We start from the raw sequence: 17,774 nt of genomic DNA on the forward strand, positions 1-17,774 counted from the left end.
CCATTTGAACTGCACGCCGTCAGTCTTGTATTGCCCGCCGAAAAATGCCTGATAGGCCAGCGGCGCATCGACGAAATCCCACGCATGCGCATGGATACTGTTGAGATAGCCGATCGAGGACAGCATGCGCCCGGCTGTCAGATTCAGGCCATTCGACAGGCCCTTGGCCTGGAAGAAGGCTTCCTCGACGCCGACGCTGTTGTCGGAACCGAGGGCAAAGGTCAGCTGGCCGGCGAACAGCGGATCGATATTCGCGCTGAGCGTGAGCTCCGACTCGCCGAGATTGAAGCTGCGGCTGCCCGGGCCGATCTCCTCGCCGCCCGGCACGAAGCCCTGGATGCGGAATTGTTTCGGGTCCTGCGACAGGTTGGCATAAGTGCCCCCCAAGATAGCGGAGATGGCGGGATTGAAGGCATTGGCAGATGCTGCGGCGACGGGAGAAGAAGGCACGGCTTCCTGCGCCATGGTGGTTGCTGCGGCCGGCTGTGCTGCTGCGGGCTGGGCGGGAGCGCTTACCTGGACTTCGGTTGCCTGGAGGCGCTGCTCGAGCGCTTGGATGCGCGCTTCATAGTCTTGCCTCATCTGCCGGATTTCTTCGCGCAGCTGCGCCAGTTCGCGCTCGTCCGCGGCATGCGCGGCGAAAGGCATGGCAAAGGCGGCCGCCAGCGCCGCCGCCAGAACGGTAGGTTTGAACACGATGGGTTCCTCGCTTGAAAGACGAAACGTAGCCAGCACAGCAGGCTGCGCCGGTTTGTGCGTGAACAGTAATCTTTAAGCGAGTACGGGTGGGGCGCGTGAATCGAATGCGCGAATCGTGGAAGGAAGCCGCCTTGCGGTCGGGGAAGCAATTGCCATTTCCCGGATGACCGGATCAGCGCGCCAGCTTGGCGGCGATCCGGTGAGCGCCGCGCCGATGGAGGCAAAGGCGGTGCACTGGTCGCAGTGCAGTTCACCCGGCAACTGCTTGCCGGGTGCGGTGCTCGAAGCGATATCCGTCGAAAGATGCGACACGGCGTGCGTCATCCCGAGTTGCTGAGACAGCAACAGGAACAGTGCCAGCACCAGGTGGATCGTAGTTTGGCGGAGTTTCACGGAGGGCGGCCTATAGGGAGCGGCGCAGGTTGGCGAAGCGCTGATATTAAATGCAAGCGGCCGAGGTTTGCAAATTCATGGTTGTCCGGAGTCACTCGTCAGGCTGTCGCGGACTTCCCGCGGGCTTCCGGAAAGTATTGGGCGGCACGCCGAACCAGCGGCGGAAAGTGCGGCTGAAGTTGGAGGTGTCGAGGTACCCCAGCCGTTCGGCGATCGATTCCACCGAATAGGTGGTGTGCGCCAGGTACCAGAGCGCCTGTTCCTTGCGCACTTCATCCAGCAGCGCCTGATAGCTGCTGCCGTGCTGCTTCAGCTTGCGGATCAGGGTGCGCGCCGACATGTGCAATTGCGCGGCCATGGCTTCGCAACCCGGATAGCTCTCGCCGCACATCCGCAGGCGCAGCCGCACCTGGCGCACCACATCCTGATCCGGAGCGAGCCGGGCGAGGGCATCTTCGCAATCGCGTTGTGCCGACAGGTAGGCGGCCGCATCGGAGGTCACGCAGGGCAGGGCCAGCAACTCGTCCGGCAGCCGGATCTCCATGCCGTCCGCATTGAAGCGGATCCTGCCCCTGAAGCGCGCGGTATATGCCGACTGCCAGGGCGGAGCGGCGTAGGGCAGGTGGAATTCCGCGTCCTCCGGCGCAAAGCCGAGCACGGCTTCGATCAATTGCATGACGCCCATCAGCACGGCTTCCAGGATCGGAATGCGCACATCGCCCAACGCGAACCGTTCATGCACCTGCAGGCGGAAATTCCCTTCGGCGCGGACTAGGCAAAAGTCGACGGCGCCGCTGCGCAGCCTGCCGTAACGGGCGATGCCTTCCAGCGCCTGCGCCAGGTTCCTGCTCGCCACGACTGCATTTCCGACCTGCCCATGGGCGGACACCGGCATGACGAGGCCCAATTGCATGCCCAGCCCGGGCGCGCCGCTCAGCTGGATGGCGGTGAGGATCAGACGGCGCATCTGGGCAAAGCTGACGTCGCGCCGGCCTTCCAGCAGGTCCGCCCATGCCAGTCCGGTACCGGCCAGGAGGCGCTGCGTCTCGATGCCTCGTCTGCGCAGGAGCGCGCACAGCACCCGGGCATAGGTGGGATGGAATACCGGTTCGGGCAATGGTAAAGCCGAGGCCATGTTTTCCTTCTGGAAAAGACAGTTGCATTGCCGGCGCAGCGCCTGCCGCTTGTCCGAAACCACGGACGCCATAATCAGGATATGGTCAGGCGCTCCTTGTCATCTTATGACGATAGATTGCCAGTTCTTTCGGTGTTCGGCGAAGCCATATCACGCCATTCTTTGCGCATCATCATGACAAGGAAGAGAACAACATGGAGACGATGCAACTGCCATCCACCCTCGGCGGCTATCGCGACCGCAAGCGCTACGCCTGGCTGATGTCGCTCGTGGTGCCCTGCCTGATCTGCACCGGACCGCTGCTGTACACCATGACGGGCCAGGCCCTGCTGCTGTGGACGCCGGTATTCCTGAATTACCTGGTGATTCCCTTCATCGACATCCTGCTCGGCGATGACCTCAGCAATCCGCCGGAAGACGTGGTGCCGGCACTGGAAGCCGACCGCTACTACCGCTATGTCACCTATGCGCTGGTACCGCTCCTGTGGGGCGGCTTCATCTTCGGCGTCTGGTTCTTCACCACCCATCCGCTGCCCTGGCATGCGATGGTCGCCGGCGTGATGACGACCGGCGGGGTGGGCGGCTTCGGCATCAACCTCGGCCATGAACTCGGGCACAAGCGCGGCCGGCTGGAACGCAACCTGGCAAAGGCGGTGCTGGCGATGACGGGCTACGGCCACTTCACCATTGAACACAATCGCGGCCATCACCGCGACGTGGCGACACCGGCCGATCCGGCTTCTTCCCGCATGGGCGAAAACATCTACCGCTTCCTGCTGCGCGAAATGCCGGGTGGCTTCAAGCGCGCCTGGCAACTGGAGAAACAGCGCCTGGCGCAGGAAGGCAAATCGGTATGGTCACTCCAGAATGAAATCCTGCAACCCCTGTTGCTGACGGTGATTTTCTTCGGCGCGATGACAGCCTGGCTCGGCTGGACCGCGCTTCCTTTCATGCTGCTCGCCGCCTTCTGGAGCAATTTCCAGCTGACTTCAGCCAACTACATCGAACACTACGGCCTGCTGCGCCAGAAGCTTCCCAGCGGCCGCTACGAGCCCTGCCAGCCGCGCCATTCCTGGAACAGCAACCAGCTGTTTTCCAACTGGGCGGTGTTCCACCTGCAGCGTCATTCCGATCATCACGCCCATCCGCTGCGGCGCTATCAATCGCTGCGCCACTTCGAGGATGTACCGCAGCTGCCGAACGGCTATTTCGGCATGTTCCCGATCTCTTACATTCCGCCGCTCTGGTTCCGGATGATGGACCGGCGTCTGGTCGAGGCCGTCAAGGGCGATCCGGAGCGGATCAATTTCGATCCGGCAAAGCGCGAGCGGCTGATGCGCCGTTATGGAATGCAGGTGAGGGCGGCCGAGGCTGCGGGCTGAAGGAGCGCCGACGAGAGGAAGGGAGTACCACCATCACAACGAGAAGTTACCGGCCCCGCGCCACCTTGATCGAGCGCTCCTGCAGGAATTCCGCCAGGTCCACCAGGCGGTTAATGTTCGACTGGGTCAAGGTGTGACCGGCAGCAAGCAGCAAGGGGCCTTCGCGGAAATAGATGTCTTCCGCCACCAGCATGTCGGGTTGCAGGTGGCGGATTTCGACCTGCTGCACCGGGTCATCGGCATGGCGCAGGATCCGGGCACCGGGCTGGCGACCGAAAGCCCGGGCGGGGGCAGAGCTGGTCGCATCGGTCGCTACGCCAAGATACGCCGCGGGCGGCCTGGCGGCAAAAGGCTCGTTGAGCGCCTGCTCGATCTTGCTCTGGGCGGTGCCGATGCGGATGGGCTTGACCAGGAAACCGTTGGCGTCGAGCGCGAGCGCGGCACTCAGGACTTCCACGTTGGAATATGAAGTGAGGATGACGGCGCGCAGATCCGGTGCGGCATGCGTCTGTCCGGTCCTGATGTGCTTGATGAGTTCCAGCCCGTTCATCTCAGGCATCTCCACGTCGGTCACGATCAGATCCCAGGGTTCGCGCTCGAACAAGGCCATTGCCGTTTTGCCGTTCGGCGCTTCCGCGAGCCGTAAAAAATGAAACGTCCGCAACACCTGAACGACGATTCTTCTGGTGAAGGCATCATCGTCCACCACCAGCACGCGGGTGTTTTGAAAAGAGCCAGGAGCGGGATTACTGTTCATGGATACGGCAGATGGACTTGACCGATGCGGATCTTGATCGTTGTGGAGAAGCTGCTCGCATCGAGCGCCCATTATGCGCTTGAACCTGCCCGTGATGGGCATGCCTGCCGCTCGCGCGCAACAATGCTGCGCATGCGGCGGACGCCATGTAACCGACTCTCTGATTGGAAAATTGACCGCAAATAGCACACGTGAGGGCGGACGTGTGCGCCACCCTCCTGCGCTATCTCGTCGACGGCACGAGGGATTGCATGGCCAGGCTGCGCCGAGGCTCATGGCTGGCGGCGAAATGCGAAACGATTTCCGAAGCCGGCATCGGTTTGCCCAGCAAGAAGCCTTGCATCACATCGCAGCCGGCCAGGCGCAGGAAGCGCGCCTGAGCTTCGGTTTCCACGCCTTCGCCCACCACCTTGAGCCGCATCTTGCGGGCAATCGCGATGATGGCTTCGGTGATCGCGATATCGTCCTGGTCGAGCGGGAGATTTTCCACGAAGCTGCGGTCGATTTTCAGGTTGTCGAGCGGGTAGTGCTTGAGGCTGTTGAGCGAGGAGTAACCGGTGCCGAAATCATCGATCGACAGCGATACACCCATTTTGCGGATGCGGTGCAGCAGGGTGACCGCTTCTTCCGGATCCTGCATGATCGTGCTCTCGGTAATTTCCAGCTCGAGCATCGATGGCGGAAAATCATGATCGTCGAGCGCGGCGCGGATGGTATCGAGCAGCCGGGAAGAAGAAAACTGCTGCGCCGACAGGTTGACCGCGATGCGCCCGAAGCGCCAGCCGGCGTCCAGCCAGGCGCGACCCTGGCGGCATGCCTCGTTCAGGGCCCAGGAACCGATCGGAACGATCAGGCCGTTCTGCTCGGCCAGGGTAATGAAGCTGGTGGGCAGCACCAGCCCATGCCCGGGGCGATGCCAGCGCAACAGCGCTTCCACACCGGTGATGGTGCCGCTCACGCTGGCAAACTGCGGCTGGTAGTACAGCTCGAATTCGCCGCGCTCGAGCGCATGGCGCAGGCTGTTTTCCAGCAGCATCTGGGCGATGGCCTGCGCCGTCATGTTGCTCTCGAAGAACTGGAAGGTGTTCTTGCCGCGCTGCTTGGCGCGATACATCGCCGCATCCGCATTCTTCAGCAGGGTTGCCGCATCCTGCCCGTCCATGGGATAGGAAGCGATGCCGATGCTGGCCGTCACGAACACTTCCTGGCCATCGATCACGAAGGGCTGCGCGATACAGGAAATCAGGCGCTCTGCCTGCTTGGCCGCGGCGCCGGAACCAGCCGGGTCGTCCAGCAGCACCGTGAATTCATCGCCCCCCAGCCGTCCGATCACGTCGCCGCCCTTGACCTGGTTGCGCATCCGTTCCGCCGCCGCGATCAGCAGCCGGTCGCCGGCGGCATGGCCGAGCGTGTCATTGACGGCCTTGAAGCGGTCGAGGTCGATGAACAGCAATGCCAGCTGCCGGTTCCAGGCGCGCGCCTGATCGATCTCGGTAGAAAAGCGCAGCATCAGGCCGCTGCGGTTCAGCATCCCGGTCAGGCTGTCATGGCTCGCAAGGTGCTGCAGCCGGTTCTCGGCTTCCTTGCGGCTGGTGTTGTCGCTGAACACGCCGACATAGTTCGTGATGTCGCCGTTCTCGTTGCGCACGGTCGAGATCGACAGCCAGGCGGGGTACCATTCGCCGGTCTTGCGCCGGTCCGGCATCTCTCCCTGCCAGCGGCCTTCCTGCGCCAGGTGCTCCAGCATGGCGCGGTTGATCTCGGCCTGCGCGCCGGGGCCGGTCATCATGCGCGAGAGCTTGCCGATCGCTTCGGCGGCGGGATAGCCGGTGATGCGGGTGAAGGCGGGATTGACGGCTTCGATGCGGCACTGGGCATCGGTAATGACGATGCCTTCGCCGGCTGATTCGAATACACGGTTGGACAGGCGCGATGCCTGTTCGAAGGCGACCTGCCGGCTCACATCGAGGGCCACGCCCATCACCGCCGGCTGGCCGTTGAATTCGCATACTGCGCCCTGCACCTCTGCCCACACCATGGAGCCGTCGCGCCGCACCGCGCGGTAGGTATAGCGGATGCTGGCGACTTCGCCGGACAAGCGGCGCCTGTGGTTTTCCAGCAGCAGGGGCAAGTCCTCGGGCGCGGTATGCGTCGCCACCGACAGGCCGATGAGCTGCGCCGGATCATCGTAGCCAAGCAGTTCCGCGGTCTTCTTGTTGACGTAGACGAAATTGCCATCCTGGACTACGTACAGGCCGACCAGCGACTGGTCGACGAAGCTGCGCAGCCTCAGCTCCGCTTCGCGCAGCACGATGTCGGCCTGGCGCACCGGCATGGTCACGGTGATCCAGGCAAAATACGCGAGCAGGCCGGCGATGACCATCACCAGCCAGTCCGGCAGCACGGTCGCCAGCAGGGCAAAGATGGCGATGCTTGCCCCCAATGCCGGCCCGGCCCAGCGGCGGTGCTTGCTGATCATGCGGATCAAAGCGTCCGGCTGTGTCAGGGGTTTGAACATCGGCCTGGGAATTGTCGTGAGTGGATGTCGCCGGACATACTAGCGGCATGTTTGCATTAGGGCAACTACGTTGTGAAGCTGCGGTGGCGCGCATCCTCCACTACTATGCGGGGGACATGTGACCCCACTCCATTTCCGAAAACCCATGACCGACCTTGATACCTTGCGCGACGCGCTCATCCGCTTCCGTGACGAGCGCAACTGGCAGCAATTCCATACCCTGAAGAATCTGATCGTCTCCGTCAGCCTGGAAGCATCCGAACTGCTGGAGCTGACGCAGTGGAAGACGGATGAAGAACTGGTGCAGCTGAAGGCGGACGAGAGCTTCCGGCAGCAGCTGAAGGATGAATGCGCCGACGTGCTCATGTACCTGCTGCTGGTCGCCAACGAGGCTGGCATCGACCTCGCCGCTGCCACGCGGGAAAAGATGGCCAGGAATGCGCAGCGCTATCCGGTGGAGGCATCGTATGGTTTGGCACGGAAATATATGGAGCGGGAGAGGAAGGACGGGCAGTCCTGAGCCGCACGCATGTGCATGGGCCGACACGGACTCTGACTCCTTGGAGCAGAGCTGAATATCTCGCGCGTCGTGCAAGCCGGTCGCATCACGGTGTGCATTCCACGGTGGCGTTGGCGCCGCTCGCTCGGTCGGACTGCTCCGGGTCCTCCAACGCGGTGGAGCATATTGAAATACACTAGCTTAGGCTCCACGTATTGCCGATATTGGCTGCTTTCCGGCACGTGCCTCATAGGCCAGATCAGGCTTTCTGCGCGGCCACACTCCGCACGACCAGATCCTAGGCATAACGCCCAGCCAATATAGTTCAGCTATTTGATTAATTAAATAAATCAAATTGCAAGAACAATAGATTTATTTAATAATTACACCTGTACCGTTCAACACCACAAAGAGAGGAAAAACATGTCTTTGATCAATACCACCGTTAAACCCTTCAACGCTACCGCCTACCACAACGGCAAGTTCGTGCCGGTATCCGATGCCGACCTGAAAGGCAAATGGTCCGTCGTGGTCTTCTATCCGGCCGACTTCACCTTCGTCTGCCCGACCGAACTCGGCGACCTGGCAGATCACTATGCCACCTTCAAGTCGCTCGGCGTGGAAATCTATGCTGTGTCGACCGACACCCATTTCACCCACAAGGCATGGCACGACACTTCGGACACGATCCGCAAGATCCAGTATCCGATGATCGGCGACCCGACCGGTGCCATCACCCGCAACTTCGACGTGATGATCGAAGAAGAAGGCCTGGCGCTGCGCGGTACCTTCGTGATCAATCCGGAAGGCCAGATCAAGCTGTGCGAAATCCATGACAACGGCATCGGCCGCGACGCCAAGGAACTGCTGCGCAAGGTACAGGCTGCCCAGTACGTCGCATCGCACCCGGGCGAAGTCTGCCCCGCCAAGTGGACTCCGGGCGCAGAAACCCTGGCTCCTTCGCTCGACCTCGTCGGCAAGATCTAAATCTAAACGCTGCGAACCTGCCGCATGCCTTTTCCTTCCCCGCAAGGGGAAGGAAACCGGCAAGCCGGCAACACCGCAGTACCACTCTCCGATCGGCATTTTCCTGATCCGGCAGCGAAAGGCTGATCCGGCAGTGGCACTGCACACCTGACAATCATCGACACCAGGAATGGGAGAACCATCATGCTGGATACCAACATCAAGAACCAACTGCAAGCCTATCTCGAAAAAGTCACGCAACCCATCGAGATCACCGCATCGCTCGACGACGGCGACAAGTCGCGCGAAATGCAAGCCCTGCTGAACGACATCGCCGCGCTGTCGAACCGCATCACGCTGATCGAACGGCGCGGCGACGGCGAACGCGCACCGTCGTTCGCGCTGAATCGCAGCGGCGCCGACCTCGGCATCCGCTTCGCCGGCATTCCGATGGGCCATGAATTCACCTCGCTGGTGCTGGCGCTCCTGCAGGTCGGCGGCCATCCGCCGAAAGCGGACGCCGATGTGCTGGAACAGATCCGCAACCTCGAAGGCGATTTCGTTTTCGAAACCTATGTGTCGCTGTCCTGCCAGAACTGCCCGGAAGTGGTGCAGGCGCTGAACCTAATGGCAGTGATCAATCCGCGCATCCGCCACGTCATGATCGACGGCGCCCTGTTCCAGGACGAAGTGAACGCGCGTCAGATCATGGCGGTGCCGACGATTTACCTGAACGGCCAGGTGTTCGGCCAGGGCCGCATGGGCCTGGAAGAGATTCTCGCCAAGCTCGATAGCGGCGCCGCGCAGCGCGAAGCAGCGAAGATCGCGCAGAAGGATGTGTTCGACCTGCTGGTGGTGGGCGGGGGCCCGGCCGGCGCGTCGGCGGCGATCTACTCGGCACGCAAGGGGATCCGCACCGGCGTGGTGGCGGAACGTTTCGGCGGCCAGGTGCTCGACACGCTGGGCATCGAAAACTTCATCTCGGTGAAGGAAACCGAGGGGCCGAAGCTGGCGGTCGCGCTGGAACAGCATGTGAAGGAATATGACGTCGATATCATGAACCTGCAGCGCGCTTCTGCACTGGTTCCCGGCGACGTCATTGAAATCAAGCTCGAAAGCGGCGCCAGCCTGAAGGCGAAGACCGTGGTGCTGGCCACCGGCGCGCGCTGGCGCGAGATGAACGTGCCGGGCGAGAAGGAATACCGCAATCGCGGCGTTGCCTACTGCCCGCACTGCGACGGTCCGCTGTTCAAGGGCAAGCGCGTGGCAGTGATCGGCGGCGGCAACTCCGGTGTGGAAGCGGCGATCGACCTCGCCGGCATCGTGGCCCATGTCACGCTGCTCGAATTCGGCAGCGAATTGCGCGCCGACGCAGTATTGCAGCGCAAGCTGCACAGCCTGCCGAACGTGACCGTGATCACGGATGCGCAGACCACCGCAGTCACCGGCGACGGCAACAAGGTGAACGGCTTGCGCTATACCGATCGCAAGAGCGGCCAGTCGCACGCCATCGAACTCGAAGGCATCTTCGTGCAGATCGGCTTGCTGCCGAACACCGACTGGCTCAAGGGCACGCTTGCGCTGTCGAATCGCGGCGAGATCGAAGTGGATGCGCGCGGACAGACCTCGGTGCCCGGCGTATTCGCTGCCGGCGACGTGACCACTGTGCCCTACAAGCAGATCATCATCGCAATGGGCGAGGGATCGAAAGCGGCGCTGAGCGCGTTCGACCACCTGATCCGCACCTCCGCGCCGGCGGAACAGCCGATCGCCGCTGTGGCATGACAAGAGTCCCGGCCCTGACGCACGTATGACAGGGCCGGGCTTTTGCATGACCTTTGCACGGGCGGCATTTCCTGAAGCCTCCCGGCGGCCGATGACACCGCGCCCCGCCCTTTCCTTTCATTGCGGTAACCCGGCAAGAAACAGCCGGTCCGCATCCACTGCCCTTCAGCCTCTGCAATCCCTGTCTTCATAATCTTCCCGCTTGACCGATGCGCTCAGCGCTTCATGAAGCGTGGCTCGTCAGTCGCGCAGGATCACGGACGCGGCATCGGTGTCGGCACTCCATCTGCGTAGGCGAATTGCTCGCTTCCAGCATCTATCGCGTCTTTCGGCGTTGCAAGGAACACTTTTTGCTCAAAGGACCGATGACGCTGGAATGAATTTCCCTATAACGCCTGCGTCTGATTCAGGGAAGGGCAAGCTGCGACAGCTGGTGTTGCACTTGCTCATGCTGCCGCGGTGTTTTTGCCGCTGGTCAAAAGAAACTGGAGCGCAGGAGAACCTTCATGCCCTTGTCTGAAAATCCCGCCGGAAGGCCGCTGGAGGATGGTTCGAAAGCCGGAATCCCCAAACCCGATGGCGAGGTCTTGCCGGTGACGGAGACGTGCCTGCGCGAGATCCTGGACAACCTGAATCCCTCTATCCTTGTCGCCCTGCTGACGGTGGATGGCAGGGTCACTTATGTGAACCAGACGGCACTGGAAATCGTTGACAGGGATCTCAAGGATGTCCTGTTCGAGCCCTTTCCCAGCACGCCGTGGTGGCAGTTTTCCGGCACTGCACGGGCCCGTCTGGCCGAGGCGATCAGGAAAGCTGGCACCGGCCAGTCCTCGCATTTTGAGCATATGCTGCGCGATCATGAAGGCAAGCCGCGCGCCATGGATTTCTGGCTGCATGCGCTGTTCAATCCGGAAGGTCGCGTCGTGGCTCTGGTGGCGTCGGCACAGGACATCACCGAGCGCATGCTGGCGGAGAATGCCTTGCGGCGCACGCAATTCGCGGTGGACCATGCGTATGGGGCGATGTTCGAGCTGGGAATGGACGGCCGGCTGCAGTATGCGAATGATGCGGCGTGCCGGCTGGTCGGCTATTCGCGGGAAGAATTGCTGAAGCTGTCGATCGGGCAGATCGACATTGAGCTGGAAGGCGCGAACTGGCAGTCCCGCTGGGACCGGCTGAAATCCGAAGGCAGCCTGCGCTTCGAATCGCGGTTCCGGCGGCGTGACGGGCGCGACATCCCGGTTGACGTGGCAACGGTCTATCTCGAGCACGAGGGACAGCAGTACGGCTTCGCCTATGTGGAAGACATCAGCGAGAGGAAGGCGGCACGCGAGCGGATCGAACACATCACCTACTACGACGCGCTGACCGGCTTGCCCAACCGGGCCCTGCTGAACGATCGCCTGCGCCAGGCAATCCAGTTCGCTGCGCTGCACCGGCTGCGGCCCGGCATCCTGTGCATCGGGCTGGACCGCTTCAAGCTGGTCAACGATACCCTCGGTTCGGCGCGCGGCGACGAGGTGCTGCGCATTGCCGCACGCAGGATCGCGGGCTGCGTGCGCTCGGTGGACACCGTGGCCCGCGCCGGTTCCGATGAATTCGTGATTCTGCTGGCTGACGGGCAGGAGGTGCGCTGCGACCCGGGCGCCACCGCCAGCTGCATCCTCGAAGCTTTCCAGGCGCCGATGGATGTGCCGGGGCACCAGCTGTTCGTCAGCTGCAGCATCGGCCTCGCACTCTATCCGGAAGGCGGGACCGACCCCGATGAATTGCTCAAGAATGCCTATGCCGCCATGCAGAGGGCAAAAGCCTATGGCGGCGGCTCCATGAGCACCTATTCATCCGCAACCAGCAGACGCGATACCGAACGGCTGGCGCTGGAAGCGGCATTGCGGCGCGCTTCGGAGCGCAGCGAACTGCGCCTGTTCTACCAGCCGCAGGTGGACCTCGACAGCGGCCGTATCGTCAGCGCGGAAGCGCTCCTGCGCTGGCATCCTCCGCACCGGGAAATGGTGGCACCGTCACGCTTCATTCCGATCGCGGAAGAAACCGGCCTGATCATCCCGATCGGCGAGTGGGCCTTGCGCTCTGCCTGCGGGCGTATCAAGGCCTGGTGCCAGCCGGGCTCGGCGCTGAAGCAGATCGCAGTCAACCTGTCCGCACGCCAGTTCCGGAACAGGAACCTGGTCAGGATGGTGGCAGGACTGCTGGAGGAATTCGGGATCGATCCCGGCTGCCTCGAACTCGAACTCACCGAAAGCATGCTGATGGAAGACATCGAAACGACAACGCGCACCATGGCCGAACTAAAAGACCTCGGCGTGCGCATGGCGCTCGACGACTTCGGAACCGGCTATTCCAGCCTGAGCTATCTGCGGCGCTTTCCGATCGATGCGCTCAAGATCGACCAGTCCTTCATCCGCGAGATCGCCACCGACCGGAACAGCGCGGCAATCTCCGAGGGCATTATCACCCTGGGTCGTTCGATGGGCCTGAGCGTCATCGCGGAAGGTGTGGAAAACGAGGATCAGTTCGCGGCGCTGCAGGCCAGTGGCTGCGATATCGGCCAGGGCAACCTGTTTTCGCGGCCCCTGCCGGCCGAGGAATTTTCCGGCCTGCTGGCGCAGGCGCCGCCCTTCGCGGGACATGCCGGCCGTGAAGGTGCGGCGGGCAGGCCGATGTAATTCGCATGCCGGCTGTGGCCAAGGGACCGGTCCGGCATGGAGCGGGCTTTTGCCTATTCGCTTTCCCGCACCCGCAAGAAGCTTGCAAACCTCGGCAAGCCGCTCGACGTCACGTCACGGTAGCGATAGGTGACGGTGCTGCCGATGGCCGGAGGCGTGCGGCGCATCGCGTCGCTGAAGCCGGTACCCAGCCGGAAGCGCCGGCCTTCCGGTGTCATCACGATGACGGCGCCCATCATGCCCTCGTATTTTCCCCGTCCTGCTTCATAGGCGACGACGACCGCCTCCGCATCCCGGTGGGGCTTCAGCTTCAGCAAGACATCCGAGCGCCCACTCTGCCACGATGCGTCGGCGCGATGCAGCATCAAGCCTTCGCCGCCCTCAGCCGTGACCTGCGCCAGCTTGCGCTTCAAGCCTGCCTTGTCGGCCACGCGCGTCTGCGGCAGCACCTGCAGCCAGGGCACGCCTGCTTGCGCGACACTCGTTTCCAGGGCGGCGATGCGCTCCCCAAAGCTGCCTGCTCCACCGGGCAATTCATAGACCTGGTAAGTGATGCCCTTCCACTCCGCATCGAGCGGCTCCTGCCTGCGCACCGCGGCCGACAGGCGATCGAAGCTGCGCCGCCCCATCCACAATTCCCCATCCAGTGCATGTGCCGGAAATTGCGCCGTGAACCAGGCGGGCGCATGGATAGGCTTGCCGCTGCGGAATTTCAGGCTGCTGCCATCCCAGTAGGCCCGCACGCCGTCGAGCTTTTCGCTGACCAGATACAGCGCGGGGTCGTGCCGGTCCGAATACTCCTGGGCGAGCAGGAGCGGCGGCGCCGAGAGGTCCACGCCAATCGGCGCATGTTCGGCGGAATGCGCCGGCAGGGTCGGCTGCAGGACGCCACTGAGAATCAGCAGGGCGAGCAAAGGATGCAGGGAAGGAAAGCGGATGGGCTTCATTGGGCTTGAAAGAGGTTGTTGGAATAAAAAGCCGGCTGCGCGGCCGGCTTTTTAATTATACATTTTGCAACTTTCCATCAGCCAGAAGACGCCCGTAATCCGGGTTCCTGCCCTTCGTCCTAATTGTGAAGATCCTTGAAGCTAGGCTGGCCGGCCACACGGAGGTAGCGCGCAACATCATGCTGGCACAGGCGAAACCGGCCTTCGCCGAATGGCCGGCATCGACAAATTCATCAACCTGCAGGAAAAGATGAGCTGCCTTCCAGACCAATATCTTGGCCTTGAATGCAGCGGTGGAAGCGGCGCGTGCCGGTAGAGAAGGGCGCGGCGAATGCCGCTTTCCTGCAAGATCAGGCCGCCATGCTTTCGCGGGCGGTGAGCGTGTTCAAGCTTTGAACTCAGTGGCGGCGCCGATGTGTCGGTGCCGGGCCGCGCTTTTCGAGGTGGCGGAAGGTAATGCGGCCCTTGGTGAGATCGTATGGCGACAGTTCCAGCGTCACCTTGTCACCCGCCAGGATGCGGATATGGTGCTGGCGCATCTTGCCGGCGCTATAGGCAACCAGCTGATGGCCATTCTCGAGGCTTACGCGATAACGGGAGTCCGGCAGGATTTCGGTAACCTGCCCCTGCATTTCAAGAAGTTCTTCTTTCATCATTCACACTTTCATGTCATGGGTCTGCGGTTGCATGAGCAACCGGCGGCAAGCCAACACGTGAAGCGGGCTTGCATGGGAACCCGGTTGGAGGACCGGCCTGCATGAGCGGTCGGACGGGAGTGCTGCCGTACAGTCTGTGTGCAGCGAACGAGCGAGGCGCCTCTGAAAGGTGCGTGGTCAGAATGCCATTGTGTGCATGGAACCAATGGGAGCCATCGTCATGCCGGAAGGGAGCGGAAGAGAAGGACGATGAAGGCCATCGAATCGGGGAGATCGTTCAGGCAGCTTGATATGGATATGGGGCCGTTCTTCCGGAACGCAAGACCTGATTTCGGGAGCAGCTCGATTCTTCGCCTCGATCACCCGCATGGTACTGCCATGGCACTTGTGTCATCGGGCGCAATCTGCAATCGGGACAGGACTGCTGCGGGAAAAGGGAACCGGCGGGGAACTGACAGGATGAGGAGCGGCTGATTCCGCATTTCTCTCGTGCTTGATCAGCACGTCATGTCTGTATCGCCATCGCAATGGAAGAACGGGTGGAGGGGAGATCGATCAGCCGTCGACGGGATGTTGAACGTCGATCATCATCCCGTCGATAAGCTGTCGGTCTTGCGTGCGATTTAGAGCGGATGCAGATCGCCGCGCAGATCCATCGACCATTTCGACCCGTCACCAAAAGTCAGGACACCGCTCGTCGCGTCGATGTGGGTCGGCTTCCCTGCCGGCTGTTTCTTGTCACCTCCGACTACACGGGCCATGGCCGATGCATCCATTTCTTCAGCGCGCTCCAGGTCAGCAATCTTCAGGGTTGTCATGGCAGTTCTCCTAAAAGTTGAATTAGCAAAAAGCTTCGGATTCATGATGAGCAAATACTGTTTCGCTCGTGAAGACATAGAGCATGGCGCGTGCCAGCCTCATCTTCGCGACTCGATGCCGATCCTAAGGGCCTGTAAACAAAGGAGATATCGATCGAGACCGGGAATTTTCAGTCCTTCTGAAGGAGGCGTGATGGTGGGTCAACTCCCAACAGTTCCCAAGCTGGTGTTGGTTGAGGCGCGACATGTTGAGGAATCTCCGCCAGTGAGCATGAATGCAGGCTTGCAGCGACGGCAAGCGAAGTGCGCGGCCCCCCACGGCAATTGCCATCAGCCGCAGAGTGGAGTCGGGGATTGCACTGTCGAAGCCGACAAGCCTTGTCAAACTGCGATGCAAGAAGTGAAAAGGCCGGCTGCCGCCGGCCCGAACTTGATCAGGTTGGTGCGCCTGTCAAAGCCGCGCCGCCAGTTCCGCGCCTTCGCGAATTGCACGCTTGGCATCCAGCTCCGCTGCCAGTGCCGCACCACCGATCAGATGAAAGCGCGGACTGCCCGCCTGCTGCTCCGCCGGCATCAGCTCCTTCAGTGAATCCTGCCCGGCGCAGATGATCACATTGTCCACTTCCAGCAGGCGCGCTTCGCCGCTTACCGTAATGTGCAGGCCCTGATCGTCGATCTTGCGATACTCGACGCCGGCGATCATCTGCACGCCCTTGCGCTGCAGCGTCGCGCGATGCACCCAGCCCGAGGTCTTGCCGAGACTGGCGCCCAGCTTGGACGCTGTCCTCTGCAGCAGATACACCTGGCGCACCGGTTGCTCGGGATGCGGCGGGCGCAGGCCGCCGGGCGTGCCGGCGTCGAGATCGACGCCCCACTCCGCCGTCCACGTCTGCACCGGAACCGGCAGCGGCACGTGCGGATCGTGCAGCAGGAATTCCCCGATGTCGAAGCCGATGCCGCCTGCGCCGACAATGGCAACGCGCCTGCCTACCGGCGCATTGTTCTTCAGCACGTCGAGGTAGGACAGCACCTTAGGATGATCGATGCCGTCGATGCGCGGCGTGCGCGGCAGGATGCCGGTGGCGACGATGATCTCGTCATTACCCTGCGCCAGCAGTTCCTCGCGCGTGACGCGCTTGTTGAGCAAGACTTCGACGCCGGTGAGATCCAGCTTGCGCCGGAAGTAGCGCAGGGTTTCGGCGAACTCTTCCTTGCCCGGAATGCGCATCGCCCAGTTGAACTGGCCGCCGATGCGGTCGCTTGCTTCAAAGAGCGTTACCTGATGACCGCGTTCGGCTGCAACGGTGGCTGCGGACAATCCCGCCGGGCCCGCGCCCACGACCGCAACGCGGCGCGGCTTGCCAGTCTTCAGGTACACCAGCTCGGTCTCGTAGCCGGCGCGCGGATTGACCAGGCAGCTCGCACGCTTGTTGGAGAAGGTGTGGTCGAGGCAGGCCTGGTTGCAAGCGATGCAGGTATTGATCTCGTCGGCGCGGCCCTGCGCCGCCTTGTTGACGAATTCCGGATCGGCAAGGAATGGCCGCGCCATCGACACCATGTCGGCGTCGCCGCTGGCGAGGATATCTTCCGCTTCCTGCGGCATGTTGATCCTGTTGGATGCCACGACCGGAATCGACACCTCCTTGCGCAAGCGCCCCGCAAGGCTGCGGAAAGCCGCGCGTGGCACCGAGGTCACGATGGTGGGCACGCGCGCTTCATGCCAGCCGATACCGGTGTTGATGATGCTGACGCCCGCCTGCTCCAGCGCCTTGGCCACAGCCACCACGTCATCCCAGGTATTGCCGCCTTCGACCAGGTCGAGCAGCGAATGGCGGTACATGATGATGAAGCGCTCGCCCACTGCCTGGCGCACGCGGCTGACGATTTCCACCGGCAGGCGCATGCGGTTTTCGATGCTGCCGCCCCAACGATCGGTGCGGCGGTTGGTGCGTGCGCAGAGGAACTGGTTGATCAGGTAGCCTTCACTACCCATGATTTCCACCCCGTCGTAGCCAGCCTGTTGCGCCAGCTTCGCGCTGCGCACGTAGGCGCGGATGGTTTTCTCGATGGCGGCTTCGTCGAGCGCACGCGGCTTGAATTTCGAGATCGGCGACTTGATGGCGGAGGCGGATACGACAAAGGGCTGGTAACCGTAACGGCCCGCATGCAGGATCTGCATCACGATCTTGCCGCCTTCCTCGTGGACCGCGTTCGTCACGCGCCGGTGGTTGGGCACGTCGAAGACGCTGTTCATCGTGCCGCCGAATGGCAGCAGCCAGCCTTCGCGATTCGGCGAGATGCCGCCGGTGACGATCAGGCCTACGCCGCCCCGCGCACGCTCACGGAAGTAGGCGGCGAGCTTGGGATAGTTCCAGAAACGGTCTTCAAGGCCGGTATGCATCGAGCCCATGATCACGCGGTTCTTCAGCGTGGTGAAGCCGAGGTCGAGCGGTGCGAGCAGGTGCGGGAATGCGGGCGTGGTCGTCATGGTCATGCGGTCCTTCCTGTCTGTCTTGTATGCGGCCGGAGTCTACC

At 62.2% G+C, this 17,774-nt stretch carries 13 protein-coding genes and 2 pseudogenes; 6 read left to right on the forward strand and 9 right to left on the reverse strand.

The genetic code is table 11. The features are described from left to right. The 3 genes and pseudogenes from HGHM_RS23390 to HGHM_RS14975 form a co-directional block, all read right to left on the reverse strand. Window positions 1-696, reverse strand: a pseudogene (locus tag HGHM_RS23390) (hypothetical protein); the annotation flags it as partial. 75 nt (window positions 697-771) lie between these two features. Next, a complete protein-coding gene (locus HGHM_RS14970; protein ID WP_019142360.1) occupies window positions 772-1,092 on the reverse strand; it encodes a hypothetical protein in 321 nt (106 codons plus the stop codon). Window positions 1,093-1,183: 91 nt separating this feature from the next. Continuing rightward, on the reverse strand, window positions 1,184-2,227 hold the full coding sequence (locus HGHM_RS14975) for an AraC family transcriptional regulator (RefSeq protein WP_075111752.1): 1,044 nt from the start codon (window positions 2,225-2,227) through the stop codon (window positions 1,184-1,186). A gap of 194 nt (window positions 2,228-2,421) precedes the next feature. On the opposite strand from HGHM_RS14975, the gene HGHM_RS14980 reads away from it, so the two are divergent. Then, window positions 2,422-3,609: an alkane 1-monooxygenase gene (locus tag HGHM_RS14980; protein WP_019142362.1), complete on the forward strand. Its 1,188-nt coding sequence runs from the start codon at window positions 2,422-2,424 to the stop codon at window positions 3,607-3,609. A 46-nt stretch (window positions 3,610-3,655) separates the two neighbouring features. On the opposite strand, the gene HGHM_RS14985 is transcribed toward HGHM_RS14980, so the two are convergent. Further along, on the reverse strand, window positions 3,656-4,366 hold the full coding sequence (locus HGHM_RS14985) for a response regulator (protein ID WP_161603785.1): 711 nt from the start codon (window positions 4,364-4,366) through the stop codon (window positions 3,656-3,658). Between the two features lie 223 nt (window positions 4,367-4,589). After that, complete coding sequence (locus HGHM_RS14990) at window positions 4,590-6,884, reverse strand: putative bifunctional diguanylate cyclase/phosphodiesterase (protein WP_019142364.1); 2,295 nt, start codon at window positions 6,882-6,884, stop codon at window positions 4,590-4,592. Between the two features lie 145 nt (window positions 6,885-7,029). Between HGHM_RS14990 and HGHM_RS14995 the strand changes: the two genes are divergently transcribed. The 4 genes from HGHM_RS14995 to HGHM_RS21445 all read left to right on the forward strand — a co-directional run bounded on the left by HGHM_RS14995 (window position 7,030) and on the right by HGHM_RS21445 (window position 12,818). Continuing rightward, complete coding sequence (locus tag HGHM_RS14995; RefSeq protein ID WP_019142365.1) at window positions 7,030-7,404, forward strand: nucleotide pyrophosphohydrolase; 375 nt, start codon at window positions 7,030-7,032, stop codon at window positions 7,402-7,404. A 402-nt stretch (window positions 7,405-7,806) separates the two neighbouring features. Continuing rightward, the gene (gene ahpC / locus HGHM_RS15000) at window positions 7,807-8,370 is read left to right on the forward strand and encodes an alkyl hydroperoxide reductase subunit C (RefSeq protein ID WP_019142366.1); all 564 of its coding nucleotides are present in this window, start codon (window positions 7,807-7,809) and stop codon (window positions 8,368-8,370) included. Between the two features lie 183 nt (window positions 8,371-8,553). Next, on the forward strand, window positions 8,554-10,134 hold the full coding sequence (gene ahpF / locus HGHM_RS15005) for an alkyl hydroperoxide reductase subunit F (protein ID WP_019142367.1): 1,581 nt from the start codon (window positions 8,554-8,556) through the stop codon (window positions 10,132-10,134). Window positions 10,135-10,640: 506 nt separating this feature from the next. Further along, on the forward strand, window positions 10,641-12,818 hold the full coding sequence (locus HGHM_RS21445) for a putative bifunctional diguanylate cyclase/phosphodiesterase (RefSeq protein ID WP_019142368.1): 2,178 nt from the start codon (window positions 10,641-10,643) through the stop codon (window positions 12,816-12,818). Window positions 12,819-12,871: 53 nt separating this feature from the next. On the opposite strand, the gene HGHM_RS15015 is transcribed toward HGHM_RS21445, so the two are convergent. Further along, entirely contained in the window at window positions 12,872-13,765 is an 894-nt protein-coding gene (locus tag HGHM_RS15015) for a DNA ligase (protein ID WP_019142369.1), read from the reverse strand. Window positions 13,766-14,022: 257 nt separating this feature from the next. Between HGHM_RS15015 and HGHM_RS23830 the strand changes: the two are divergent. After that, a pseudogene (locus HGHM_RS23830) lies at window positions 14,023-14,094 on the forward strand (methyl-accepting chemotaxis protein); the annotation flags it as partial. 69 nt (window positions 14,095-14,163) lie between these two features. On the opposite strand, the gene infA reads toward HGHM_RS23830, so the two are convergent. From infA to HGHM_RS15040, 3 genes are all read right to left on the reverse strand, one after another. Beyond that, window positions 14,164-14,421 carry a translation initiation factor IF-1 gene (infA, locus tag HGHM_RS15030; protein WP_019142372.1) on the reverse strand — a complete coding sequence of 86 codons (258 nt, stop codon included), beginning with the start codon at window positions 14,419-14,421 and terminating at the stop codon, window positions 14,164-14,166. 623 nt (window positions 14,422-15,044) lie between these two features. Next, entirely contained in the window at window positions 15,045-15,239 is a 195-nt protein-coding gene (locus HGHM_RS15035; protein WP_019142373.1) for a hypothetical protein, read from the reverse strand. 451 nt (window positions 15,240-15,690) lie between these two features. Beyond that, the gene (locus HGHM_RS15040; protein WP_026076065.1) at window positions 15,691-17,727 is read right to left on the reverse strand and encodes an NADPH-dependent 2,4-dienoyl-CoA reductase; all 2,037 of its coding nucleotides are present in this window, start codon (window positions 17,725-17,727) and stop codon (window positions 15,691-15,693) included. Window positions 17,728-17,774: the final 47 nt, after the last annotated feature.

The organism is Noviherbaspirillum massiliense JC206 (genome assembly GCF_000312045.1).
GTDB classification, from domain to species: domain Bacteria; phylum Pseudomonadota; class Gammaproteobacteria; order Burkholderiales; family Burkholderiaceae_D; genus Noviherbaspirillum; species Noviherbaspirillum massiliense.